General features: G+C 66.1%; 23 protein-coding genes. 13 read left to right on the plus strand and 10 right to left on the minus strand.

Translation table 11 applies throughout. The features are described 5' to 3' along the window. Positions 1-104 precede the first annotated feature (104 nt). Together ACFYOW_RS11340 and ACFYOW_RS11345 are read right to left on the minus strand one after the other, a co-directional pair. Positions 105-899, minus strand: a complete 795-nt coding sequence (locus ACFYOW_RS11340) for an LLM class F420-dependent oxidoreductase (protein WP_387286815.1) — start codon at positions 897-899, stop codon at positions 105-107. Between the two features lie 97 nt (positions 900-996). Then, positions 997-1320, minus strand: a complete 324-nt coding sequence (locus tag ACFYOW_RS11345; protein ID WP_387286817.1) for a hypothetical protein — start codon at positions 1318-1320, stop codon at positions 997-999. Positions 1321-1799: 479 nt separating this feature from the next. On the opposite strand from ACFYOW_RS11345, the gene ACFYOW_RS11350 reads away from it, so the two are divergent. Next, a complete protein-coding gene (locus ACFYOW_RS11350) occupies positions 1800-2894 on the plus strand; it encodes an ABC transporter ATP-binding protein (RefSeq protein ID WP_387286819.1) in 1095 nt (364 codons plus the stop codon). A gap of 287 nt (positions 2895-3181) precedes the next feature. Continuing rightward, on the plus strand, positions 3182-3829 hold the full coding sequence (locus ACFYOW_RS11355) for an NADPH-dependent F420 reductase (RefSeq protein WP_387286821.1): 648 nt from the start codon (positions 3182-3184) through the stop codon (positions 3827-3829). A 5-nt stretch (positions 3830-3834) separates the two neighbouring features. Here the strand turns inward: ACFYOW_RS11355 and ACFYOW_RS11360 are convergent, their stop codons facing one another. Further along, positions 3835-4347 carry a winged helix-turn-helix transcriptional regulator gene (locus ACFYOW_RS11360; protein WP_387286823.1) on the minus strand — a complete coding sequence of 171 codons (513 nt, stop codon included), beginning with the start codon at positions 4345-4347 and terminating at the stop codon, positions 3835-3837. A gap of 101 nt (positions 4348-4448) precedes the next feature. Here ACFYOW_RS11360 and ACFYOW_RS11365 point away from each other — a divergent pair, with 101 nt between their 5' ends. Next, on the plus strand, positions 4449-5618 hold the full coding sequence (locus ACFYOW_RS11365; protein WP_387286825.1) for a thiolase family protein: 1170 nt from the start codon (positions 4449-4451) through the stop codon (positions 5616-5618). A 44-nt stretch (positions 5619-5662) separates the two neighbouring features. Here ACFYOW_RS11365 and ACFYOW_RS11370 read toward each other — a convergent pair whose 3' ends face one another. Beyond that, positions 5663-6004: a hypothetical protein gene (locus ACFYOW_RS11370; protein ID WP_387286827.1), complete on the minus strand. Its 342-nt coding sequence runs from the start codon at positions 6002-6004 to the stop codon at positions 5663-5665. 403 nt (positions 6005-6407) lie between these two features. Between ACFYOW_RS11370 and ACFYOW_RS11375 the strand changes: the two genes are divergently transcribed. After that, positions 6408-7370: an o-succinylbenzoate synthase gene (locus ACFYOW_RS11375; protein WP_387286829.1), complete on the plus strand. Its 963-nt coding sequence runs from the start codon at positions 6408-6410 to the stop codon at positions 7368-7370. Between the two features lie 214 nt (positions 7371-7584). On the opposite strand, the gene ACFYOW_RS11380 is transcribed toward ACFYOW_RS11375, so the two are convergent. Both ACFYOW_RS11380 and ACFYOW_RS11385 read right to left on the minus strand, forming a co-directional pair. After that, entirely contained in the window at positions 7585-8097 is a 513-nt protein-coding gene (locus ACFYOW_RS11380; RefSeq protein WP_387286830.1) for a TIGR04338 family metallohydrolase, read from the minus strand. Between the two features lie 75 nt (positions 8098-8172). Continuing rightward, positions 8173-9012 (minus strand): DUF2786 domain-containing protein, encoded by an 840-nt coding sequence (locus tag ACFYOW_RS11385; RefSeq protein WP_387286832.1) that lies wholly within the window; start codon positions 9010-9012, stop codon positions 8173-8175. Between the two features lie 499 nt (positions 9013-9511). Between ACFYOW_RS11385 and ACFYOW_RS11390 the strand changes: the two genes are divergently transcribed. The 6 genes from ACFYOW_RS11390 to ACFYOW_RS11415 all read left to right on the plus strand — a co-directional run bounded on the left by ACFYOW_RS11390 (position 9512) and on the right by ACFYOW_RS11415 (position 16620). Beyond that, positions 9512-10813 (plus strand): ABC transporter substrate-binding protein, encoded by a 1302-nt coding sequence (locus tag ACFYOW_RS11390; RefSeq protein WP_387286834.1) that lies wholly within the window; start codon positions 9512-9514, stop codon positions 10811-10813. 44 nt (positions 10814-10857) lie between these two features. Continuing rightward, positions 10858-11880, plus strand: a complete 1023-nt coding sequence (locus ACFYOW_RS11395) for a carbohydrate ABC transporter permease (RefSeq protein WP_084509351.1) — start codon at positions 10858-10860, stop codon at positions 11878-11880. Then, positions 11880-12755 carry a carbohydrate ABC transporter permease gene (locus ACFYOW_RS11400; protein WP_387286836.1) on the plus strand — a complete coding sequence of 292 codons (876 nt, stop codon included), beginning with the start codon at positions 11880-11882 and terminating at the stop codon, positions 12753-12755. Before ACFYOW_RS11395 ends, ACFYOW_RS11400 begins: the two co-directional genes overlap by 1 nt. Before the next feature lie 115 nt (positions 12756-12870). Beyond that, positions 12871-15132 carry a transglycosylase domain-containing protein gene (locus ACFYOW_RS11405; protein WP_387286838.1) on the plus strand — a complete coding sequence of 754 codons (2262 nt, stop codon included), beginning with the start codon at positions 12871-12873 and terminating at the stop codon, positions 15130-15132. Positions 15133-15727: 595 nt separating this feature from the next. After that, complete coding sequence (locus tag ACFYOW_RS11410) at positions 15728-16186, plus strand: GyrI-like domain-containing protein (RefSeq protein ID WP_387286840.1); 459 nt, start codon at positions 15728-15730, stop codon at positions 16184-16186. Positions 16187-16194: 8 nt separating this feature from the next. Continuing rightward, a complete protein-coding gene (locus ACFYOW_RS11415; protein ID WP_040697421.1) occupies positions 16195-16620 on the plus strand; it encodes a GyrI-like domain-containing protein in 426 nt (141 codons plus the stop codon). Between the two features lie 166 nt (positions 16621-16786). Here the strand turns inward: ACFYOW_RS11415 and ACFYOW_RS11420 are convergent, their stop codons facing one another. The 4 genes from ACFYOW_RS11420 to ACFYOW_RS11435 all read right to left on the minus strand — a co-directional run bounded on the left by ACFYOW_RS11420 (position 16787) and on the right by ACFYOW_RS11435 (position 20600). After that, entirely contained in the window at positions 16787-17887 is a 1101-nt protein-coding gene (locus ACFYOW_RS11420; protein WP_387286842.1) for an inositol-3-phosphate synthase, read from the minus strand. Next, a complete protein-coding gene (locus tag ACFYOW_RS11425) occupies positions 17880-18434 on the minus strand; it encodes a PadR family transcriptional regulator (RefSeq protein ID WP_040697429.1) in 555 nt (184 codons plus the stop codon). Before ACFYOW_RS11425 ends, ACFYOW_RS11420 begins: the two co-directional genes overlap by 8 nt. A 258-nt stretch (positions 18435-18692) precedes the next feature. Beyond that, the gene (locus tag ACFYOW_RS11430) at positions 18693-19499 is read right to left on the minus strand and encodes a DUF1707 domain-containing protein (RefSeq protein WP_387286844.1); all 807 of its coding nucleotides are present in this window, start codon (positions 19497-19499) and stop codon (positions 18693-18695) included. Between the two features lie 6 nt (positions 19500-19505). Continuing rightward, positions 19506-20600, minus strand: coding sequence for a DUF1707 domain-containing protein (locus ACFYOW_RS11435; protein ID WP_387286845.1), 1095 nt, complete (start codon positions 20598-20600; stop codon positions 19506-19508). A gap of 159 nt (positions 20601-20759) precedes the next feature. Between ACFYOW_RS11435 and ACFYOW_RS11440 the strand changes: the two genes are divergently transcribed. From ACFYOW_RS11440 to ACFYOW_RS11450, 3 genes are all read left to right on the plus strand, one after another. Beyond that, positions 20760-21179 (plus strand): DUF5318 domain-containing protein, encoded by a 420-nt coding sequence (locus ACFYOW_RS11440; RefSeq protein WP_169814622.1) that lies wholly within the window; start codon positions 20760-20762, stop codon positions 21177-21179. A gap of 727 nt (positions 21180-21906) precedes the next feature. Next, a complete protein-coding gene (locus ACFYOW_RS11445; protein ID WP_387287487.1) occupies positions 21907-24051 on the plus strand; it encodes a transglycosylase domain-containing protein in 2145 nt (714 codons plus the stop codon). A gap of 71 nt (positions 24052-24122) precedes the next feature. Beyond that, the gene (locus tag ACFYOW_RS11450; RefSeq protein WP_387287489.1) at positions 24123-25814 is read left to right on the plus strand and encodes a glycosyltransferase family 87 protein; all 1692 of its coding nucleotides are present in this window, start codon (positions 24123-24125) and stop codon (positions 25812-25814) included. Position 25815 lies beyond the last annotated feature (1 nt).

Consider the following 25815-nt stretch of genomic DNA (forward strand, 5'->3'; position numbering starts at 1 on the left):
GCTTGCGGCCGCCGGGCGTGCGCGAACGCGGCACCATGGTCCGATCCGGGAATTCGAATCACGGTGATTCGAACCCGACCTCCGACCGGCGCTGCGCCCCGGGGCTAGGCCAGACCTCTGACCGGCTCCGGATTCACTTCGTCACGCCAACGGACCGCCCGCTCGACCTCACTCAGGTCGAACTTCGGCCCGCTCACACCGATGGTGAACAGATTCACCCCGGCGTCGACGAATGTCGCCGCCCGCTCCGCACCCGGCCATTGCACCGAGCGCTCGATCTTTGCCTGATCGGTGCCGACGTCCGCGCAGTGGTCGGTGAGCACTTTGTTCTTGTGCGCGATCGCGTCGAGGTCGGCGAAGGTGTGCCATATATCGGCGTACTGAGCGACCAGCCGCAGCGTCTTCTTCTCGCCACCGCCGCCGATCAGGATCGGGATATCGCGGGTCGGCTGCGGATTCAGCTTCTTCAGCCGGGCGGTGAGCCGGGCCATATTCGCCTTCAGCAGCGCGAGCCTGGTTCCCGGCGTACCGAATTCATAGCCGTACTCGTCGTAGTCCTTCTGGAACCACCCCGCGCCGATGCCGAGAATGAGCCGGCCATTGCTGATGTGGTCCACCGTGCGCGCCATATCGGCGAGCAGATCGGGATTGCGGTAACCGCCGCCGGTGACCAGCGCACCGATCTCGATCCGTTCGGTCTGCTCGGCCCAGGCGCCGAGCATGGTCCAGCATTCGAAATGCGCGCCGTTGTGGTCGCCGGTCAGCGGATAGAAGTGATCCCAGTTGAAGGCGATATCGACGCCCGCGTCCTCCGCGCGCAGCACGGCGTCGCGCAGGAGTCCGTAGTCGGAGGCGTGCTGGGGCTGTAGCTGTACACCGATTCGAACCGGTCGCGTCATTAGCCTGCTCCTCGTCGCTGGATCTGGTTCCCCGATCGAGGCTACCGGCCTCAAGATCTTCGGCGCAGCTATTACCGGGGTCCCAGGTCGACGCCAGCTATTGGGCCGCCATGGCCGACCAGCCGTAATACGTCGCGGATCCGCCCGGAGTCACGGTCGCGGTGGGGTCACCTGTGCAGTCTTTGGATGCATACACCAGGAAATTGCGGGTGCTGCGGTTCTCGAAGCGAATGTCGCGCGCGAAGCCACTAGCCCAGCACGAGTCCAAGTTGCTCAGCTCCAGAGTGCCGTCGATGATCACCACTTCTCGGCCGTCCCCATTCCCGGCTGAGCCGGTAGGAAAGGCGGAGGCGGAGGGAGCTGCCACGGACACCGCGGCGAGGGTGAGAGCACCTATGGTGGAGAGCATTCCAAATTTCACAGATTGATGCTAGGAGTTGCGCGCACACCGTCGGTTCTGCATTTCCCATCCCTGGTTGCTCCGGCTCGGTTGTCCGGCGGGAACTGGCCGCTCGCCGCGGGCTCGGGAGCCGAAACGTCCTGCGTGGCAGCGAGTTTCGGAGCAGACGTACCGGCCGATGCGGTGCTCGGCACGGGAACGGAAGTGCCGGTGGCACCAGATGGCGACGAACTCGTGCCACATCCGGCAGTCCTCGCCGCCGCATTGTTGTTCGGCGTGGGCGGCCACCGGTCGGCGCGATATCGTGAACGCACGCCGTACGTCCGCCTCAGCAGCTGCACGACCCAGTGGTGGCCAACCGCGCCGATCCGATATTCAGCTAGGCGTGCGCGCGAACTCGAGCACATCGTGTGCGAATCGAGCACATCCAGTAATATCGCCGGTCAACCCTTACTCGGATCGTCCGGCACGTTCCTGCCGGTGATGGGATGTGATTTGTCATGGCCACCGTGACCTTCGATAGCGCGACCCGGCTCTACCCCGGCTCGTCCAAACCCGCCGTCGACAAGCTGAATCTGGAGATCGCCGACGGGGAATTCCTCGTGCTGGTCGGTCCGTCCGGCTGCGGTAAATCGACCTCGCTGCGGATGCTCGCCGGGCTCGAGGATGTCGACGACGGGCGCATTCTGATCGGCGACAACGACGTCACGCACGCCGAACCCAAGGAACGCGATATCGCCATGGTGTTCCAGAACTACGCGCTCTACCCGCATATGACCGTCGCGGAGAACATGGGCTTCGCGCTCAAACTCGCCAAGGTCGCCAAGGCGGAGAAGGAGCGCCGGGTGCTGGAGGCGGCCAAACTGCTCGACCTCGAGCCGTATCTGGAACGCAAGCCGAAGGCGCTGTCCGGCGGTCAGCGTCAGCGCGTCGCGATGGGCCGGGCGATCGTGCGCCAGCCGCAGGTTTTCCTGATGGACGAACCGCTGTCGAATCTGGACGCCAAGCTGCGCGTGCAGACCCGCACGCAGATCGCCCAGCTGCAGCGTCGCCTCGGCACCACCACCGTGTACGTCACGCACGACCAGGTCGAGGCGATGACCATGGGCGATCGGGTTGCGGTACTCAAGGACGGACTGCTGCAGCAGTGCGCGACGCCGCGCGATCTGTACCGGGATCCGGCGAATGTGTTCGTCGCCGGATTCATGGGTTCGCCCGCGATGAATCTGTTCACGCTGCCGGTCGCCGACGGCGCGGTGGAGCTCGGCGGCGCCGAGCTGGCGGTGCCGCGGTCGGTCGCGGATGCCGCAGAGGGTTCGGTAGTGGTCGGGGTACGGCCCGAGCATCTGGAAATCGGTGGGGCGGTGGACAAGTCGGGCATCCAGATGGAAGTCGACGTCGTCGAGGAGCTGGGCTCGGACGCCTACATCTACGGCCGTACGGTTGCCGAGGGCGCGACGAACGGCGCTGGCGAAACCATTGTGGCGCGGGCGGATTGGCGCAACCCACCGGAGAAGGGCACCCGGGTGCAGTTGACGCCCACACCGGAACACACTTACTTCTTCTCCGCCGTCGACGGTCGCCGCTTGTCCTGAGACCGCTGCGCGTGCACTTTCGCCAATCCGAAACTTCCTACCGGATACCAGCGAAAGTGCACGCGCAGAAACGAAGGTGCCGTCCTTGCCCTCGTCGTTGAAGGCAGCGCAGGCCGCGTCCCCGAGACCGCTCGCAGCGTGGAACAGTCCGGCGAGCGCGCTGCGCGCGGATTCACGCCCGCGCCGAGTCGATGCCATTGGCGTTCGCCCAAGGCGGAAGGCCACGCGGAGACGACGCCGCACTCATAAACTCGACGCTCGAACGGGATCTGCGTGAGGAGTGGACGTTGAAGATAGCGGTGCTCGGTACCGGGCAGGTCGGACGCAGGCTCGCGAGCAAGCTGGTCGAGCTCGGGCACGCGGTGACGCTCGGATCCCGGACGGCCGACAATGCGGCGGCAACCGAGTGGGCGAACGAAACGGGGGGCGGCCACGGCACTTTCGCCGACGCCGCGGCCGATGCCGAGCTGGTGCTCAACGCGACCTCCGGCACCGTCTCGTTGGCCGCGCTCACCGCGGCGGGCGCGGCGAATCTGAGCGGGAAAGTGCTGGTGGACGTGTCGAATGCACTGGATTTCTCCGGTGGATTCCCACCGAAATTGGCCACCCCGGAGGCGGGCAGTGTCGCCGAGGCGATCCAGCAGGCCTTCCCGGACGCACGGGTGGTCAAGACCCTCAACACCATGAACAACCAGCTCATGGTTGACCCGTCCCGAATTCCGGGGCGGCACAATGTCTTTCTGAGCGGCGACGACGAATCGGCCAAGGTCGAGGTGGCGGCGCTGCTGAAATCCTTCGGCTGGTCCGATGCGCAGATCATCGATCTGGGCGGCGTGGTGACCGCGCGGAGTACCGAACCCCTTGTGCTGCTGTGGGTTCACCTCTACAACAAGTTCGGCACCGAGGACATCAACTACGCGGTGGTCACCGCCTGAGCGGATTACTTCGCCGAACGGACGGCACGCGAATATTCGGGGTTGAGCCGGACGCCGAGCTCTTCGAGGTCGATCTCGCGACCCGTTTCGCTGCGCACCTCCACCCGGACCGGCGCACCGCTGGATTCCTCGACCAGCAGCAGCGGCGCGGGTCCCGGCTGCAGGTACGCATCGCCCCACTGCATGAGTGCGAGCACCGCGGGCAGTAGATCGCGACCCATATCCGTCAGCACGTACTCGTGGCGAGTCCGCCTGCCCGCCTCTTGATACGGCCGCTTGGCGAGCAGACCCGCCTCGGTGAGCTTGCGGAGCTGGCCGGAGGCCGCGGCGTCGGTGATGCCGACCCGGGCGGCGAAACCGTCGAAGCGGGTGGTGCCGTAGTAGGCCTCGCGCAGGATCAGGATCGCCGAGCGGGTGCCGATGAGGTCCATCGCCTTCGCGATCGAGCATTCCGTGGGTTTCCACGCGCTCAGATCTGCCAACGGTCCTTCCATCACGGCTGCCATGACGAACATCATAGCGTTATCTGACTTGAGTTGCCTATACCCAGGCGTTACCCTGACTATAAGCCAATAGAGCCAGGCGGAGGAGCTCGGCTCACGGTTCGAAAGGAACCACCATGAGAGACGCGGTGATTGTCGAAGCGGTACGCACGCCGATCGGCAAGGGGAAGCCGAACGGGGCACTGCACAATGTCAACGCGGTGGACCTGCTCGCACACAGCCTGCGCGCGGTAGTCGACCGCAGCGGCATCGATCCGGCGCTCATCGACGATGTGATCGGCGGCATCGTCACCCAGATCGGCGAACAGGGCGCCAATATGACCCGGCGTGCGGCGCTGGCAGCGGGCTATCCGGAATCGGTACCGGCGACGACGGTCGATCGCCAGTGCGGCAGCAGCCAGCAGGCCATTCATTTCGCCGCACAGGGCGTGATCGCCGGTGCGTACGACATCGTGGTCGCGGCGGGTGTCGAGTCGATGGGACGAGTTCCCATGGGCGCAAACATGATCGGATCCGACGACTTCTCCGGTGTCGGCTTCGCCGAGCGTTATCCGGAGGGTCTGGTATCCCAGGGCATCAGCGCCGAACTGATCGCGGCCCGCTGGGGACTGACCCGCAACCAGCTCGACGAATTCGCCCTCGGCAGCCACGAAAAGGCGGCGCTGGCAACGAAGAACGGCTCGTTCGCCGCTCAGCTCGCCCCCATCGCCGGACTGGAAACCGATGAGGGCATCCGGGTCGGCAGCACCCTGGAAACCCTCGGCAAACTGCGTCCCGCCTACTACGACGAGGCCATGGCCGCGCGTTTCCCGGAAATCGGCTGGCAGATCACCGCCGCGACGGCGAGCCAGGTCAGCGACGGCAGCGCCGCGGTGCTGATCATGACCAGCGAACGCGCCGAGGAACTCGGTCTGAAGCCGCTGGCCCGGCTGCACAGCTTCGCGGTGGCCGGTGACGATCCGCTGCTCATGCTGACCGCCGTGATCCCGGCGACGCAGAAGGTGTTGCAGCGCGCCGGACTTCAGCTCTCCGATATCGATCTGGTCGAGATCAACGAGGCCTTCTCGCCGGTGGTGCTGGCCTGGGCGCACGACACCGGTGCGGACATGTCGAAGGTCAATGTGAACGGCGGCGCCATCGCCATCGGACATCCCCTCGGCGCTTCCGGCGCGCGCCTGATGACCACGCTGGTGCACGCCATGCAGGAGCGCGGCGCGCGCTACGGTCTGCAAACCATGTGTGAGGCAGGCGGTTTGGCCAACGCCACCATTATCGAACGGCTCTGAGTCGCCGAGTACCGCGGCACCGGTCCCGTATCGGTGCCGCGGGCTCAGATCGAAACCAGCACCACCGCAATCAAGAAACCGAGCAACCACGACTCGGCAATCAATGGCACCGCCACCAACGGAGTCCACGCGATGCGGCGTCGGTAGCGGATCTTCTCCACCACCCTGATGCCCACCGCAACCACGGAAAGGGCAATCCCGACCCAGGCAACGCAATACGCGACCGCCAGATAGCGCACACCCCCATCGGGATCGGCATCACGCCCGAGGAGTTCGTACAGCGGCACGGAAGAGGCGACCACCCACCCGAACCCGACCGCGAATACCGACCCGAGCACCACCCGAACCGCATTCGCCAACCGCGGCTCGAACCGACTCGACCCCATACTCCAGCATGACCGCTAGATCGGACTCGCACATCCCGGTGCCACTCCGCTCCAGCACCAACCACCCGCACCAGCGCACAGTCCACAGCGGCAGCAGGGGCACTGAACGCGGCCGACGAGAAGCCAGCCGCGCAGCAGTCCAACTCCGCGCGAACAATTCGCCGATCCCGCGGCCATACCAGCCGCAGCAGGCGCACCCGACGACAACCCGGCGGCAGTCCAACCCGGTGCACGAACAATTCGCCGATCCCCGCGGCCCTGCCAGCCGCAGCAGGCGCACCCGACGAGAATTCGGCAGCGGTCCAACCCGGTGCGCGAATGATTCGTCAATCCGCGCAGCCCTGCCAGCGGCGGCGGACGCACAGCGCGGGCGGGGGCACCGGGCTCGCTAGGCTGCACGGTGATGACCGAAACCTTCGTCTACGCCATTCCGATGCGGACCCGGTTCCGCGGCATCACGGTGCGCGAGGGGATGTTGATCAGCGGGCCGCTCGGGTGGGGCGAGTTCTGTCCATTTCCCGAGTACGACGATCGGGAGGCCGCCGGCTGGTTGGCGACCGCGATGGAACAGGTGACGGTTGGTTGGCCGGAACCGGTGCGGGAACTGATTCCGATCAATTGCACAGTGCCCGCGGTCGATCCGGAGCGGGCGCACGCGATCGTGGCCGGGTCCGGATGCCGCACCGCGAAGGTGAAGATCGCAGATCACCCGGATTCGCTGAGTGAGGATCTGGCGCGGGTCGAGGCGGTCCGGGATGCGCTCGGGCCCGATGGCTCGGTTCGGGTGGATGCCAATGCGGTCTGGGATGTCGAGACGGCCGTCACGCATATCGAGCAGATCGACCGTGCTGCCGGCGGTTTGGAGTACGTCGAGCAACCGTGCCGCACCATCGAGGAGCTGGCCGCGGTGCGTCGCCGTGTCGACGTCCGAATCGCCGCCGACGAATCCATCCGCCGCGCCGAGGATCCCCTGCACGTCGCGGTAGCGGGCGCCGCGGATATCGCGGTCCTCAAATGCACCCCGCTGGGCGGTGTCGGCCGCGCACTCCAGGTCGCCGAGGCCGCTGGACTGCCGTGCGTGGTCTCCTCCGCCCTGGAAACCAGCGTCGGCCTAGCCGCCCAACTCGCCCTCGCCGCCGCCCTGCCCGAACTCGAATTCGCCTGCGGCCTGGGCACTTTGTCACTCCTCGAAGGCGACCTCGTGCAGGAATCACTCCGCCCGGTCGACGGCTTCATGCCGGTCCCGAAGTCACCCCCCACACCCGACCCGGCCCTACTGGAGCGCTACCGCCACCCCGACCCAGCACGAACCCGCTGGTGGGAGGACCGACTTACCCGGGTCCGTGCACTGGGGCCGCCCAAGTGACCGTGTCGCGACGGTAGTAGGCAACGGCGAGCAGTGGACCACCGAACCCCACACCTCCCCAAGGTCGGCGTTGCGCAACCGCGGTCGCGCGATTTCGATCGCGTTGGACACGCGGAGGCGGACACCACAGCCGAGCATCGCGAGTTCGCATGCCTATCCCGTCAATCAGCTACCGGCGGCCGCAGACACGACGCGACCAAAAGCAGCAGCGGCCTCAGGTTATGCGGACACCGCACCCGAGCATGCTCGACCGCAAAACCAGCCCGGCTTCCGGCCCGATAATGCCATCGACGAGTTCCAAGTAGCGGCTACAGAACTCGGGCCCGTGCGGGGCCACCGATCCGGCGGCGGGCTCGAGGTGATGGGCCAGTTCGTGCAGGATCACCAATTCGCGCAGTGCCCATGCGGTCGCACCGGTGTACAGCGGAACAGCCAGCACCGCATCGGCGGCCTCGTAGTGCGCGGCGGCGGTTCCGGCGCGAGAGCGGACCCGGACGGGCGTCGCGGCACGGTCCCATTGCGCCCGAATCCAATTGAGACTCAGCACCTTGTCGGTGTAGACCTGCACCGATTCGACCGAGGCGAAGCGGCGCTCGATCGGCAGCGTGAGGTGTGAACCGTAGAGCTCCACCGTGCGGACACCGTTTTCATCGGCTCGATCGAATACACTCCGCACCAACTGCTCGGCGTCATACACCTTGGCGCGCTGGGCATCTCGTGCACTCATTGGCCCCGCTCACGGTTCACACCCATCGTCGCTCACGCCGAGTCGGGCAATTGGCATGTCGCGCAATGAATTCGCTCATTTCGACCCACCCGGCAATTGCCCACGCGCAGCACTGAGTTCGGGAGATGTCCCTAGCCGCGCCGCCTTCCCGGCCCGGTCACCTGCACGCCGGGCCGCAGCGCTATGCCCGGCCGACGCTTGTGGGCCGCGCCAGTTGCCGCGGGCATCGGAGGTCTTCTTATAGAAGTCGGTGAGCTCGATTTCCTTATTGCGCAGGGCCAATGCCGTACCCGCCGCCACGGTTTCGGGCACCACCTCGGCCACGACCTCCGCCTTCACCTCGGCCAGGCGGCGGCCGATCCGTGCGGCGAATGCCATCTGAAAGTTCAGCCGCGCGGTAACCGCCGCGACCGGCGCTTGTATGCGTCGTTGCACCTTTCGGCCCCAGCGTTTCTCCGTGACGATCTTGTCGACGGTGGCCGAACGATACTGCCCCGATTTGATGTACTGATCCGACGCACGCACCATCTGCACCAGCAGACTTGTGTAGAGGGCTTCACACGTATCGATATCGGACTCGAAGCCGTAGGCGTAAACCTGCGTGGAAGTGCGCGCAACATCGCAGCGCACATCATTGGCCGCGGCGATCGCCACGAACAACTGAACGTAGGTGCGCAATCCCTTCTTGCCCGGTTCGCCGATCGGAATCATCCGCTGCATCGGCGTCGGCCTGCGCTCACGCCCGGCGATATGCGCGCGGGCGACCGCGAGGTCGATCGAGGACCTGGTCGCCAACCGCTGGGCCGCGGCCAGAAATGCCTCGGCCTCGTGCTCGTTATCGGTCGATTCGGCTTGGCGCAGCAATCCACCGATCCGGGTGAGCATCCGGTCCGGGACCGCATTCGGCGAAGTCATCGCCAGTCAGCCTAACCGCATCGCGAGCGACCATCCCCGGGCCCGCGGAACCCGGCAGCCGACCCGTCGACCACACCCACCTGATCCGAACTGATCATGCGTGGGAGAACCCCTCGATGGTGCGCAGGAGGTCCGGTGCCGCGACGGGTCGTGCGGCCAGCCACTGTAGGCCGACGCGACGAACCGACGGGCGTCACCGAGCAGCGCTGAGGCGTCCGCCGAGGTGAAGAGTTGCTGCCGCGGATGCAGGCTGGGATGCAGCTGCCACAGATGCTGCTGTCCGCGGGCATATCCGGTCAGCCGATCGCCCGGGCCGTCTGCCCGGCAAAATATCGAGGCTACGAGCGACTATGACATTGCAGCGCCGGCGTCCGCCCCGGCTGGAAAGTGCCCCTGTTACGGGCGCAATCGCTGCGTCGCATATAACAACCATGTATCTTGCCTTGTGCACCGGCAGGGTGTGCTGCTGCTCACGTCTCGACCCCTTGGAGTGTTCGCGATGGCTTTGAAAAAGGTGATGTCCCTACGTTCGTCGCTCGTACCACGAGCGGCGTTGGCAGCCGCCTCTGTTGCGCTGCTGACGGCGACGTTCACCAGTGCCTGCTCCAGCGACAACGGCGGCAATCCATCCAGCCAGAACCTCACCGGCCGCGGCCCGATCACCTACGTCGAGGGCAAGGACACCACCGAAACCGGCGCGGTCAAGCAGCTGATCGAGCGCTGGAATGCCTCGCACCCGGACGAGCAGGTCACCTTCAAAGAGCAGTCCAACGACGCCTCGCAGCAGTACGACGACCTGGTCGAGCACATGCGCTCCAAGCAGTCCACCTATGACGTGGTCGCCCTTGACGTGCCGTGGACCGCGGAATTCGCCGCGAAGGGCTGGATCCAGCCGCTGAAGGACACCTTCAAGATCGACACCTCGGCACTGCTGTCCCCGACGGTCGCCAGCGCCACCTACAACAACACGCTCTATGCCGCGCCGCGAAACACCAACGGCGGCTTGCTGTTCTACCGCAAGGATCTGGTGCCGAATCCGCCCAAGACCTGGAGCGAGATGCTGGCGCAGTGCCCGATCGCCAAGCAGAACAATATGGGTTGCTACGCGGGCCAGCTCGCACCGTACGAGGGCCTGACGGTGAACGCGGCCGAGGCGATCAACGCCTACGGCGGCACCTTCGTCGGCGCGGACGGCAAGACCCCGACCGTGAACACCCCGCAGGCGCGCGCCGGGCTCAAGGTGCTCGTCGACGCGTACAAGAGCGGCGATATCCCGAAGGAAGCCATCACCTTCAAGGAGCCGGAGAGCGCCAACGCCTTCAACACCGGCAAGCTGCTCTTCATGCGCAACTGGCCGTCCACCTTCGGTGACGCGGGCGCGGAATCCTCCGCGGTCAAGGACAAGTTCGGCGTCGCGCCGCTGCCCGGCGAGAACGGCGTCGGCGCATCGACCCTCGGCGGCTACAACGCGGCGATCAGTGCGTTCTCCAAGAACAAGGCCACCGCGCTCGACTTCCTGCGCTACCTGATCAGCGAGGACGCTCAGCACATCGTCGCGGCGGGTGCGCTGCCCTCGGTGCGCGCGTCGATGTACGACGATCCGGCGCTGATCGCGAAGATGCCGTACCTCCCGGCACTGAAGGATTCGATCGCCAACGCGGTGCCGCGTCCGGTCACCCCGTTCTACCCCGCGGTGTCGAAGGCCATCCAGGACAACGCTTATGCTGCGTTGAACGGAACCAAGTCCGTCGACGACGCGATCACCGGTATGCAAAAGGGCATCGAGACAGCCGGGTCGTAGCGAGTACAAGAGCGGACCCGACCACCCCGTAGGAGAGAGAAACGGTGTCGGATCCTTCGGGAACGGCCACTCGCGTGCCGAGCGACGGCGATCAGCCGACAAAGCGCGGATTCGGTGGCACCTTGGCGTTGGAGTTGCGGCGTTCCGGTAAGGCGTGGTTGTTCGTCACGCCCGTGCTCATCACCCTGGCGGTGGTCGTCGGCTATCCGGTCTTCCGCGCGTTGTACATGTCGTTCCAGAAGGATCCTGGACTCGACCCGGCGACCGGCATGTTCGTCGAGGGCGGTAGCGCAGGCTTCTCGAACTACACGCACTGGCTGCTGCAGCAGTGTCAGGCGGCCGGCGAGACGGTCTCCTGCCCGACCGGCAACCTCGGCTCGCAGTTCTGGCTGGCCATCGGCGTGACGCTGTTCTTCACGGTGATCACGGTGACCCTGGAGGCCACCCTCGGCCTCGGCATGGCCATGGTGATGGGCAAGACCTTCAAGGGCCGCGCCCTGCTGCGGGCGGCGGTGCTGGTGCCGTGGGCGATTCCGACCGCGGTCACTGCCCGGTTGTGGGAGTTCATGTTCCAGTACGACGGCGTGGTCAACCGGGTCTTCGGCACCCACGTGCTGTGGACCTCGGAGGCCTGGCCCGCACGGTTCGCGGTCATCGCCGCCGATGTCTGGAAGACCACGCCGTTCATGGCATTGCTGCTGCTGGCCGGTCTGCAGGTCATTCCAGCCGATGTGTACGAGGCCGCCAAGGTCGACGGTGCGTCGGCCTGGCAGCGCTTCACCCAGATCACGCTGCCGCTGCTGAAGCCCGCGCTGCTGGTGGCGGTGCTGTTCCGCACCATGGACGGACTGCGCCTGTACGACCTGCCCGCGATCATGACGCTCGGCAACCCGTCCACCCGCCCGATTTCGGCGCTGGTGGTCGAACAGGTCCGCCAGGGTCCCAACAGCGCGGCGGCACTGTCGACGATCACCTTCCTGCTGATCTTCGCGGTGGCGTTCCTGCTGGTAAAGGTCTTGGGCGCCAATGCCGTTCGGACCCAGGAAGAACAGCGGGAGGCGCACTGATGACCACCGTGACCACCAAAAAGCCCGCAGCACAGACACCTTGGGCCAAGCGCCTGGGTCCGGTGCGGCTGTATCTGGGTGCGCTGATCGTGCTGGTGTGGGGTCTGGCCCCGTTCTACTGGATGGCCGTCACCGCATTCCGCGATCCGGACTACACTTTCGACAACACCCCGTGGCCCACCCACGTCACCCTGGAGAACTTCCGCAACGCCTTCGACACCAGCCGCGGCAACGACTTCGGCAAGGCGCTGCTCAACAGCGTCATCATCGGCGCGGTGACCACGGCCGTCGCGCTGGTACTCGGCGTGCTCGCCGCCTACGCGCTGGCGCGGCTCACCTTCAAGGGCAAGTACCTGGTCTCCGGGCTCATCCTGTCCGCGTCTATGTTCCCGGTGGTCGTGCTGGTCACTCCGCTGTTCCAGCTGTTCACCAACCTCGGCTGGATCGGCGAATACCAGGCGATGATCATCCCGAACATCTCGTTCGTGCTGCCGATGACCGTCTACATCCTGGCCTCGTTCTTCGCCGAACTGCCGTGGGAACTCGAGGAGGCCGCCCGCATCGATGGCGCGACCAAGATGCAGGCGTTCCGTCTGGTCATGCTGCCGTTGGCGGCGCCCGCGGTATTCACCACCGCGATCCTGGCGTTCATCGCCTCGGTCAACGAATATCTGCTGGCCCGACTGCTCTCCAGCGATAAGACCGAACCGGTGACCGTCGCGATCGCGCGCTTCTCCGGTAACAACCCGCTCGTGCAGCCCTACGCCGCAATCATGGCCGCGGGCACGATGGTCACGATTCCGCTGGTCATCATGGTGCTGCTGTTCCAGCGCCGGATCATCTCCGGTCTCACGGCGGGTGGCGTGAAGAGCTAGTACGCCTGTCGCATGGGTTGAATCCCGTTGCGGCGGTAATACTCGGTGTATACGATCTCTGGTCATTTCCGATCGTGTCCTGTGCAGGTGAGTTTTACCGACGCTCCGGGAGGAGATGATCGTGAGCTCGTTCGGCAAGCGGCGACGCGGCGGCAGTCGCAGGGGCAAACCGACGCCGGCACCCTATGCCTCGGTCGCGGGATTCAGCGAGCACAATTTCGGGACGTCACGACGCAAGGACAAGCCCCGACCGCCCGGCTCTTCGAAACCGCCCCGGCCGCAACCGACCCCGGCGAATCGACCACAGCGCACCAGGGGCGAACGCTTCCGACGGCTACTGCTCGCCCTGTTCATCACCTTCGTCGCGGTGCCGTCGCTGCTGTTCGTGCTGGTCTACTGGAGCGCCGAAATCCCGGATCCCGATTCGGTGCAGACCAATCAGATCGCCACCATCCTGGCCGCCGACGGGACCACAGTGATCGCGAAAGTTGTTCCGCCCGATGGCAATCGGATTCCGGTACCGCTGTCGGAGGTGCCGAAACCGGTGCGCGATGCGGTGCTTTCGGCCGAGGACCGCAACTTCTATACCAACCCCGGCTACTCGACCAGCGGATTCCTGCGCGCCGCACGGGACAATATCCTCGGCAAAGAGGATGCGGGCGGCGGTTCCACCATCACTCAGCAGTATGTGAAGAATGCCTTCCTCGGCTCCGAACGCACCCTGACGAGGAAGATGCGCGAGCTGATCATCGCGGCCAAAATGGCGCGGCAATGGAGTAAGGACGACATCCTCGCCGCCTACCTCAACACCATCTATTACGGGCGCGGCGCGTACGGGATCTCGGCGGCCGCGAAGGCCTACTTCAACAAGTCGGTGCCGGAGCTGACGCTCGCCGAAGGCACGGTACTGGCCGCGGTCATCCGCACCCCATCGATCCTGGATCCGGAAACCCATCTCGCCGATCTGACCGCGCGCTGGAAGTACGTGCTCAACGGCATGGTCGAGATGGGTGCGCTCGCGCCGGGCGACCGTGATGCGACGGTATTCCCGCAGATCGTCCCGATCACCGAAATCCCGGACGTCAACGCGGCCCGCGGCCCGGAGGGCCTGATCCGCAGCCAGGTGCTGCGGGAACTGCGCAGCGCGGGCATCAGCGAGCGGGAACTGAATACCGGGGCATTGCAGATCACCACCACCATCGATACCAAGGCACAGCAGGCCGCACTCGACGCGATCCACGATCGACTCGACCCGCAGCCGCCGGAACTGCGTGGCGCGGTGGTTTCGATCGACCCACATTCCGGCGCGGTGCGCGCCTACTACGGCGGTGCCGACGGTTTCGGCTTCGATTTCGCACAGGCGCCACTGCAGACCGGCTCGGCATTCAAGGTCTTCGCGGTGATCGCGGCACTGCGGCAGAGCATTCCGCTCACCCGGATGCTCGACAGTTCACCGGTGACCGATCGTGGTACCACGATCACCAATGTGGACGGCGAATCGTGCGGCAAATGCACCATGGCCGAGGCGCTGAAGCGCTCACTGAACACCAGTTTCTATCGACTGACGATGTCGATGTCCGACGGCCCCGAGGCAATTGCCGATGCCGCCCATCAGGCCGGTATCCCCGAAGAGATTCCGGGCGTGGCCGGTAAGACCCTCACCGAGGACGGCGGGCACCCGCTGAACGGAATCGTGTTGGGCCAGTATCTGGTTCGCCCCATCGATATGGCATCGGCCTACGCGACGATCGCCAATTCCGGTGTCTACCACCAGCCCTACTTCGTGCAGCGAGTGGTCGCGGGCGACGGCCGCGTGCTGCTGGATCGGGGCGAACCCGACAAACAGGCCGGCAAGCAACTCCCGCCCGGCCAGCAGCGCATACCGCGCGGCGTCGCCGACAGTACCGCCGGGGCGATGATCCCGATCGCCGCATATTCCAACGGGCACGGCCTGTCCGGCGGACGCCCCTCGGCCGCCAAGACCGGCACCACCCAGCTCGGTGAGTCGAAAGAGAACAAGGACGCGTGGATGATCGGCTTCACCCCGTCGCTGTCCACGGCGGTCTGGGTCGGCACCGAACAGTCCCAGCCCATCGAAACCGCGCGCGGCACCAACATCTACGGCTCCGGCCTGCCCGCCGATATCTGGAAGCAGGTGATGGACGGCGCGCTCGACGGCACCCCGATCGAGCAGTTCCCGGCGGCCGGATCGCCGGGCAGCCCGCCGACCGCGAGCAAACCCTCCGGCGGCAGCTACGACATCCTGAACCCGCCGACCAGCACCTCCTCCGCACCGATGATCATCATTCCTCCCGCCCCGGAGCCCACGAAGGAAGTCGAAATCTTCCCCGGATTCAGCATTCCGGTGCCGGGCTGAATCTATGGCAGCGCCTACGGCGCTGCGTGTTCGCGGCCCCCTGGTGTCTCGCGGCTGACCCTTTCGAGCGACCTGCAAGCAGTCGCTAGCGGCGCCGTCGAGACTCGCGACTACGTCGCATGCGCTTCGACGACTCGGACGCGAGACGGGCCGCGAACTCCTCGCTCGTAAGACTCGCTCCGTGGTGGTTGACGGGGCGGGACGTTCGGCACCTGGTGTACGCCTGCCGGATGCCGCGCCTGCGGGGCATGCGCTTTGGCGGTTCGGACGCGAGGCGGCCGCGAACGGTCGCTCGTAAGACTCGCTCCGTCCGGGTTGGCCGCAGCTTCCAACTTGCTCATATTTGGTTCGCTATGAATGTGCGTCGACCGGGGCCATGGGAACGGATGACGTGGCAGCATCGTTTGCCAGAGTGAAGTGAGCGCGCGCCGGAACCGAAACCAGGCCGACGCCGATGTCGCGAGATCGATGAGGAAGGATATGCGCTCGAGCGACGACACGCGGCGCGAGCGTCGGGCCCGGAAGTAGTTTCCGTGGCCACCGGGGGCCCGGGAGCGCCGCCAATTGGAGACAGACTAGACATAGGGGCACGCCGGTGGATTTCAATGTCGTTGACCGTCCCGAGACGCTCGTGGCGGGCACAGTGCTGCGCAGCCCGGCGCTCGCGGTCGAGGGACCGCGCCGCGCCAAGGTCGAGGAGGCGTGGAAACGCAATCTGGCCCGCAAGCTGCCCGGCCCGCCGACGACCGCGTACGTGGACCACGCGCCGGAGATCAACTCCTACCTGACGCATATCGTCGGCTACCGCTGCCACACCCTCGCGGATCTGCTACCGGGCGATGTGCTCGCCCGAGTACCCGCGGGACGGTTCGCCCGATTCACGCTCAGCGGCGACAATCTCGGCGACACCATCGTGACCATCTGGCGGGCGGTATGGGATGCCGAGGCCGCTGGACGATTGCTGCGCGCCTATACCGGTGACGTGGAACATTATCCGGACGCGCGCACGGCCGAAGTATTCGTGGCGCTGGCAGACGAACCGGTCGACGGTTAGGAACAGCTGTGGACTTCGAAATTGTCACATTGGACGAAAGCCTGGTCGCTGGACTCACCGTCCCGCTGGCCGGACGCGAGGTGACCGCCCGCGACCTGGACCTGGTGAACTTCACCTGGGACCGGTACCTGGCGCGGGAGAAGAACGTGCCGCGGGTCGCGGCCTATATCGGCCAGAACGATCACGCCGTCGCGATTCTGGGCTACGAGGTCGCCGAGATGGACGATATGGATGCCGGTGATGTGCTGACCCGGGTCCCGACCGGACGCTACGCGAAATTCGTTGTCTCCGATAAGCCCTACGATCTGCTGCGCACCGCATGGGCGCAGGTCCGCAAGGCCGAGAGCGCGGGCACCATCACCCGCTCGCACACCGCGGAACTAGAGCGCTACACAGGCCCCACCTCCGTCGAGGTCTACGTCTCGCTCGACTGACCGCTCACCCCATCGAGGGTAGTCAAATGGTGGCTGGCAACCCCGGCCACCACCACCATTTGACTACCCTCGACAAAGCTCGAGCACGGCGGGCACCAACGATTCGATACGCGAAGCCGGGCCGGAGATTTGTACCCGGCCCGGCTTTACTTGTCGGTGCGCCTGATTACTCCGCGCCGATGATGAACGCTTCCAGCTGAGTGCGCGCGATGTCGTCGGCCAGCTGCTTCGGCGGGGACTTCATCAGGTACGCCGAGGCCGGGAGGACGGGGCCGCCGATGCCGCGGTCCTTGGCGATCTTCGCGGCGCGCACCGCGTCGATGATGATGCCCGCCGAGTTCGGCGAATCCCACACCTCGAGCTTGTACTCCAGGTTCAGCGGTACATCACCGAAGGCGCGCCCCTCGAGACGCACGTAGGCCCACTTGCGGTCGTCGAGCCAGCCGACGTGATCGGACGGGCCGATGTGCACATCGTTGGCGCCCAGTTCCTTCTTCAGGTTGCTGGTGACGGCCTGGGTCTTGGAGATCTTCTTCGACTCCAGGCGCTCGCGCTCGAGCATGTTCTTGAAGTCCATATTGCCGCCGACGTTCAGCTGCATGGTGCGGTCGAGCTGCACGCCACGGTCCTCGAACAGCTTGGCCATCACTCGGTGGGTGATGGTGGCACCGACCTGGCTCTTGATGTCGTCACCGACGATGGGAACGCCTGCCTTGGTGAACTTTTCCGCCCACACCGGATCGGAGGCGATGAACACCGGCAGCGCGTTGACGAATGCGACGCCGGCGTCGATGGCGCACTGGGCGTAGAACTTGTCCGCCTCTTCCGAGCCGACGGGCAGGTAGGACACCAGGACGTCGACCTTGTTGTCCTTCAGCACCTTCACGACGTCGACCGGCTGCGCCTCGGACAGCTCGATGGTCTCGGCGTAGTACTTGCCGATACCGTCCAGCGTCGGACCGCGCTGCACGACAACGTCGCTCGGCGGCACGTCGGAGATCTTGATGGTGTTGTTCTCGCTGGCGAAGATCGCCTCGGCCAGGTCGAAGCCGACCTTCTTGGCGTCGACGTCGAACGCGGCGACGAATTTCACATCGCGCACGTGGTACCGGCCGAACTTGACGTGCATCAGGCCGGGGACGGTGGAGGTCTCGTCCGCGTCCTTGTAGTACTGCACGCCCTGGACCAGCGAGGAAGCGCAGTTACCCACGCCGACGATGGCGACGCGGACTTCGGTGGCGTTGTCCGCCTTGTTGTCTTCACTCATGGCCGATATTTCCCTCTTTCTGTGGTGCCGCCTTCGTCGATTGCTCCGCCGCAATCAACTCGTTGAGCCAGCGCACTTCGCGCTCGCTTGATTCCAGACCGAGCTGGTGGAGCTGGCGGGTGTAGCGATCCAGCGAGCCACTGGCCTTCTTGATCGCCTCCCGCAGACCCTCTCGGCGCTCCTCGACCTGCCGTCGCCTGCCCTCCAGAATCCGCATCCGCGCTTCTGCGGGGGTGCGGCTGAAAAACGCCAGGTGGACGCCGAAGCCGTCGTCGGTGTAGTTCTGCGGTCCGGTATCGGCGAGCAGTTCGGTGAACCGCTCCCGCCCGGCCGGAGTCAGTTGATAGACCCGTCGCGCACGACGGGTGACGCCCGCGACGTTCTCCTCGGCGATCAGCCCATCGGTCTGCATGCGACGCAGCGTCGGATAGAGCGATCCGTAGGAGAAGGCCCGAAACGGCCCGAGCAATCCGGTCAGCCGCTTGCGCAGCTCGTAACCGTGCATGGGCGCTTCGAGGAGCAGCCCGAGGATTGCCAGCTCGAGCATCGGGCTTCACCCCCTGACTGTGTGTGCAGACCTAACCGATGGATGCGACTTCCCACTATATCGGAGCGATATAAACGTGCATAGTCGTCGGCGATATAAAGCACTCTTTGCGCAGGTAGACCGACCCGGATTGCCGTGGCACCGGCGCCGGACTTCTGATATTCGGGCAGCACCGCACACGGTCCGAGACACCGCGCGGGCGTGCTGTCGACGTGGCAGCGGGTCGGCACGGCCGCTGCGGATCGCCCCGACTCCTCGTCAGCGACTGGGCGGGAAGACTTGCAATGGCTCCCCCGTTACCGTCGCTGTCAGATAACCCGTCGCACCCGCTTGGTTCTTCGCGTAGATCGCGACAGTGGGGTCCGAATCACTGCGGCCCGCCGGAAATTCGATCGAGGCGTGCATGATGACACCGCCCGGCGTCTTGATCGATTGCGGCGCACCGGCCAGCAGCCCAGCGATGGCACGCAGATCGATGCTCGCGAGATCGAAGGTGCGCACATCGGCCTTGCGCCCATTGCTGGTGGTGTAGTCGTGGAATCTGCCGTCGTAGCGATATCGCACGGTCTCGGTCGGATCGCCTGCCGCCTGCCGCTCGAAGAGCGCGTAGTCGGGATACAGGGTGACCTCGTCGACCTTCGTATCGCCGAACTCGGCGCGATATTCATCGATGAAGTACGCGAGGCCGCTACCCGTGGTGAGCACCGGCACATGTTCGGACGACCCGAACAGTCCGGACTCGCCCGAAGCGCAGCTCGTGATGCCGCCCACCGCCGCACCGATGACCGCAGCACCGGCGATGAACGCCACCGGCGCGAGCCAGCGCCGCGGTCGACGACGATCGACTCGAATCACCGGAGCGTCCACCAGATTCCGCGGAATCTGCAGATCGCCGATCAGCTCGTCCAGCTCACCGAATGCCTTGGCGCGCATGGCCTGCGCGGTGCGTTCGGCGTGTTCGGCATCGGTGAGCTGACCGTCGGCCAGCGCCGCGTCGAGCAGTCCGCAGACATCGGCCCGATCAGTATCGCGGGCCCGGATTCCGCCATAGCGCGTCGTCGCCATCGACCATCACCCTTGGAACGGCCAGGCGCGAACAACCTGCCCCGCCGGAGTCAGCACGTAGTACCCGGATTCGTTGAATTGGTTGCCCGCGAAGATCTGCACGACGGTCGCACCCCTCGCGCTGCCGAAAGAGCTATAGGTACCGGTGGCGTCGACTTCCACACCCATATGCGTGACAACTCCGTTCGGCACCTTCAAGGCGGTTGGCGCGGTTGCCATCAAGTCGGACACAGCGGCGACGTTCAGCTGCGCCAGATCGGCGGCGGGCGTATCGGTCTTGCGACTGACGGGGGCACCGCTCTGCGCGAATCCGCCGCGGTAGTCGTAGCGGATCTGCCGATTCGGCTGGCCGGGTACCGCGCGCGTCACCGTGGCGTAATCGCCGAACAGGGTCAGTTGATCGGCCTGCAGATCACCGAACTTCTCCCGGTACTTCGTCAGGAAGTGCGTAAGCCCTTCGCGGGTGAGCAGATTCGGCGTTGCGACCACCACCGGTTGCACCGCACCGAGATCGGGCACCGCGGCGCCGACATGTGCGACGGGTGGTGCCTCCGATGTCGTGGCACCGCTGGTCAGCGCGAAAGCGGTGACGGCGGCACCGACCGACGCGGCGGTCACCCCGATCACATACCAGCGGCGGCGATTCGATCGTGGTGGCGCAGGCGGCAACGGCGTATCGGTCGGCCGTTGCAAGTCGTCGACCAGATCGGCCAAATCGCCGAGTGTCTTGGCCCCCTGCGCCAATTCGCTGAGGGTCTGATGCTCCTCTTCGGTGAGCTGACCGTCCCGGCGGGCGCTGTCGAGTACCTGCCCGGTTGCGTCACGATCGGCATCGCGGGCTCGGGTGTGATCGGGATAACGGCCCGTGGAACCCGGGCGGCGCAAGGGGTTTCGCATCGGTGTCGGCGCACCCGGTACCAGATCGCGCACCGCCGAAGGGACCTGGAGATCGCGGGTGAGCCGGTCGAGATCGGCGATGGTCTTGGCGGTCTCGGCCCGCGCGGTACGGTCGCGATATTCATCTGCGCCGAGCTGGCCTTCGGCGTAGGCGGCATCCAGCACACTGCACGCGTTGGCACGGTCGAGGTCACGCGCTCGCATACGTCCGGATGCTGCGGTCGACCGCCCGGATGTAGCGGGGGACACGGGAGAATCGTAATCCGCCGACGCCGGTAACGCCCCAGTTCAACAATGAATACCGGTCGGTCGATCCCGCACAGCCCAGCGCGGCCCGCGCGCGGCCCCGCTACTCTGGTTCTCGTGCGAATTCAGCGACAGGTGGTCGACTACGCTCTCAAGCGTCGGTCGCTGCTCGCTGACGTCTATGCGGGCCGTGTCGATGTTGCCGAGGTTTGCGATGCAAATCCCTACCTTTTACGTGCGGCGAAGTTCCACGGTCGGGGGAGTGAGGTCACATGCCCGATCTGCCGGAAAGAGCAATTGACGCTCGTATCCTGGGTCTACGGCGACGGCGTCGGCCCGATGGCGGGATCGGCTCGCACACCGGAGGAATTGATACGCCTCGCCGAGACTCGCGAGGAGTTCTCGGTCCATGTCGTCGAGGTATGCCGGAGCTGCAGCTGGAATCATCTGGTGCAGTCCTATGTGCTCGGTACCGCTCCGTCGCCCACGCGGCGGCGCACGGGCACCAGGGCCAACCGGCGCACCGCAGCCGAATGATGTGCCAGGTCATCTGCCCGTCGGGTGACACGCGGAGCCTCGACGTGTCCGCCGCGGCGATAATCGCCGCACCGCGCCCCGCAGACCCTTACGAGTTATGGAGATCTTGTCAGTGAATTCGCCCTACGAGACTTCCCCCTACGGCGATGAACCGCACGGCGGCCGCACTCAGCGAAGTTCACCTCAGCCTCCGAACCCGTATCCCGGTCAGCGACCGGCCGGTCCCCCACCCGGTCGGCCCGGTCCCGGTGGTCCGCGGCCGCCGCAGGGTGGGTATCCCGGTGAGCCGCGCGGCCCGCAGCCGCCGCGTCGACCGGGTCCGCCGCCGCAGGGCCGTCCGCCGCAGGGCAGGCCACTACCCGATAACGCCCCGCCCGGCGCGCAGTCCACGCAGAAGATCGAGCGCCCGAATCGGCAACCCGGTTCGCTGACCGACGCCGTCGCCGAACGCAACCGCCGCACGGCCCCGCCCACCGGTCCCCGACCGGCCAGCCCGCGGCCCGGCCAAGATCGACCCGGTCAGGATCGCCCCGGCGCCCGTCGGCCCAACGGCGCCGGACCCACCACCGGTGAGCGCCGCGCGACCGCGGGCGCGCCGCCCTCGGGACCGCCGCCGCGCCGCAATGGCGGTAATGGTGGTCCGGGCGGACCGGGTGGTCGTCGTCCCGGTGCGAAGAAGAAGTCGCCGTGGCGGATCGTGCGGCGGGTCATCTACGTCCTGCTAGCCTTGTCGATCATTTTGCCGAGCACGGTCTTCCTGATCGCCTATACCACGGTTTCGGTACCCCAGCCGGGTGACCTCAAAACCAACCAGGTCGCGAATATCCTCGCCAGCGACGGCACCACGGTGATCAGCAAGGTCGTGCCGCCGGAGGGCAACCGCACCGACGTCACCATCGACCAGATTCCGCCGCATGTGCGCAATGCCGTGATCGCGGCCGAGGACCGGGACTTCTATACCAACCCGGGCTTCTCGGTTTCCGGCTTCATGCGCGCCGCCCGGGACCAAGCCCTCAACAGGGAGAGCGCGGGTGGTGGCTCGACCATTACCCAGCAGTACGTGAAGAACGCGCTCGTCGGCGACGAACACTCGCTGTCTCGCAAGCTGCACGAGCTGGTCATCTCGGCGAAGATGGCGCGCCAGTGGAGCAAGGACGAAATCCTCGCCGCCTACCTCAACACCATCTACTTCGGTCGTGGTGCGTACGGCATCGATGCCGCCGCCAAGGCCTACTTCGCCAAGCCGGTCTCGGAGCTCACCGTGGCCGAGGGTGCGGTACTCGCCGCCACCATCCAGCAGCCCTCCGGCCTGGATCCGGAGAAGAATCCCGAGGGCGCGAAGTTCCGCTGGAACTATGTGCTCGACGGCATGGTCTCCGGCGGCAATCTGAAGGCCGAAGAGCGCCAGGGCCAGCAGTACCCGCAGGTGGTCCCGGTGTCCACCACCAAGGACAAGGGCCTGGACGCTGGACCCGAGGGCCTGATCAAGACCCAGGTGCTCAAGGAGTTGGCGGCCGCGGGCATCAGCGAACAGCAGCTCAACACCGCTGGTCTGTCGATCACCACCACGATCGATCCGAAGGCACAGCAGGCCGCCGTCGACGCCGCGCAGAAGAAGATGCAGGGCGAACCGGAAAAGCTGCGCGCCGCAGTGGTTTCGGTGGATCCGAAGACCGGTGCGGTGCGCGCCTACTACGGCGGCGACGACGGTCAGGGCTACGACTTCGCCAATGCCGGTCTGCAGCCGGGATCCTCGTTCAAGGTCTTCGGTCTCGCGGAGAACCTGGAATTGGGCAAACCGCTGTCGGAGATGTACGACAGTGCACCGATCACCGTGAACGGCATCAAGATCACCAACGTCGAAGGCGAAGGGTGCGGCACCTGCACCATCGCCGAGGCGCTCAAGCGCTCGCTGAACACCAGCTTCTACCGCATGGAGCTGGATATGCAGAACGGTCCGCAGAAGATCGCCGATATGGCACACAAGCTCGGCATTCCGGAGACAATTCCGGGCGTCGGCAAGAGCCTGGTCGAGCCGGACGGCTCCCCGCCCAACAACGGCATCGTGCTCGGTCAGTACCAGGCCAGGGTGCTCGATATGGCCTCGGCCTACGCGACGCTGGCCGCCTCCGGCGTCTACCACGCACCGCACTTCGTCACCAAGGTGGTGAGCGCCGACGGGCAGGTGCTGCTCGACCGCGGTGATGTGGCCGGTGAACAGCGGGTCTCTTCGGCGGTCGCGGACAACGTCACCGACGCGATGAAGCCGATCGCAGCGTGGTCGCGCAATCACAACCTGGCCAACGGCCGCGAGTCGGCGACCAAGACCGGTACCGCCCAGCTCGGCGACACCGGCGAGAACAAGGACGCCTGGATGGTCGGCTACACCCCGTCGCTGTCCACCGCGGTGTGGGTCGGCTCCATCGATAACTCGGCGCTGCGCAACTACAGCGGCGGCATGGTCTACGGCTCCGGTCTGCCCTCGGATATCTGGAAGGCCACCATGGACGGCGCCCTGGACGGCACCCCCAAGGAAACCTTCCCGAAGCCGGCCCCGATCAAGGGCCAGGCCGGTGTGCCCGCATGGTCCGCACCGTTCACCCCGCCCTCGACCACGGAGGCGCCGCTACTGCCGCCGATCCAGATCGTCCCGAATACGATCGACACCCCCTTCGGACCGATCCAGGTACCCGGCGTGCAACCGCAGACGCAGCAGCGCCAGCCGCAACAACAGCAGCAGCAGCCGGAGTCGACGCCGCTGCCCGGACAGCCGACGGCGAACTCCGACGGTTCGATGCCGACGACCACCGGATCTCCCCAATCCGGCGGCACCGGTAACGGCAACGGCAGTCAACCGACCCGCACCCGGTAGCCTCGGGTGCCGTGACCGAACCGCAACTCGTGGACGAGCGGACGAACGCAAGCGCGCCGCAGCCCGATGGGATGCGGTCCGGTGCAACGCAATCCGTCGACGGCGCGACGCACTATGTCGCGCCCGCGCCGCTGGCGCCGGATCTGCGTTCGGCCGACGGCCGAGATCGGCCCAGCCGCAACGATTCCCTGACCGCGCAGCTGAGCACGGTCGTCGGCGGCCCGGTCGGTGACCACGCGCTCATCGGCCGGGTCCGGTTCTGGACCCCGATGCGGGTGCTGCTCGCCTTCGCACTGGTCTTCCTCGCACTCGGCTGGGCGAGCAAGGCGGGCTGTATCCAGCAGACGACCACGTCCGACGGTTCGCTCACCCTCGACTGGAACAACGGCCGCCAGTACATCGCCATGTGCTACTCGGATACCGTGCCGCTCTACGGCGCGGAGCGTTTGAACGAGGGCGCCTTCCCGTACAAGAAGGAATGGACCGAGCAGACCCCGGACGGCGGCCGCGAGAGCAGGTACATGGAGTATCCGGTGCTCTCCGGGCTCTACCAGTACGCGTCTATGCAGGTCGCCAAGACCTGGGATGCCTCCCCGCTGCCCGGTGCGCTGCAGGTGGTCATCTACTTCAATGTGGTCGCGGTCGGTCTGGCCTTCGCCTGGCTGGTCACGGTGTGGGCCTCGGCGCAACTGGCGGGGCGGCGGATCTGGGATGCCGCGCTGGTCGCCTGTTCGCCACTGGTGATCGTGCACGCGTTCACCAATTTCGATGCGCTCGCAACGGCTTTCGCGGCCACCGGTCTGCTCGCCTGGGCCCGCCGACGACCGCTGCTCGCGGGCCTGCTGCTCGGACTGGGCGGCGCGGCCAAGCTCTATCCGCTGCTGCTGCTCGGGCCGATCGTGGTGTTGTGTCTGCGCGCCGACCCACGGCAGCGGGTGCCGAGCGCACGGCTCGGACTCCGGTTGAGCGATATCGACAGCGGGCGCGCCGCGCTGACCTGGCTGCGCGAAACCCCGTATCGCATTCAGTTCCTCAGCGCCCGACCGCTGGGCGCGGCAGCGTTGACCGTCGCGGCCGCTGCGGGCACCTGGCTGATGGTGAATCTGCCGATCGCGCTGCTGTACCCGAATGGCTGGCGGGAGTTCTTCCGGCTCAACACCACTCGGCACGCCGACCCGGATTCCATCTACAACGTCATCACCTCGTTCACCGGCTGGGCCGGATTCGACGGCGAGATCGGACATGCCGAACAGCCGACCATCCTGAATCTGGTGTCGCTGCTGGTATTCATCGCGGCATGTGCGGCGATCGCCTATATCGCGCTCACGGCCCCGCGCCGACCGCGCCTGGCCCAGCTGTGCTTCCTGGTGGTCGCCGCCTTCCTGATCACCAATAAGGTGTGGAGCCCGCAGTATTCGCTGTGGCTGGTGCCGCTGGCCGTACTCGCGCTGCCGCATCGCCGAATTCTGCTGGCCTGGATGACCATCGACGCGCTGGTCTGGGTACCGCGGATGTTCTACTACCTCGGCCTGGACCGCAAGGGTCTGCCCGAGCAGTGGTTCACCGGCACCGTACTGCTGCGCGATATCGCGGTACTCGCACTGTGCGCCTTGATCGTTCGGCAGATCTACCGGCCGGAGGAGGACCTGGTCCGGCGCGATTTCGTCGACGATCCGGTCGGCGGCGTGATCGATCGAGCACCGGACCCGCTGCTGCCCTGGCTACCCGAGCCGCTGCGGCCCAGGGCGGCCCTCGCCCGCTAAC

Source organism: Nocardia sp. NPDC006982, assembly GCF_042869435.1.
Taxonomy (GTDB): domain Bacteria; phylum Actinomycetota; class Actinomycetes; order Mycobacteriales; family Mycobacteriaceae; genus Nocardia.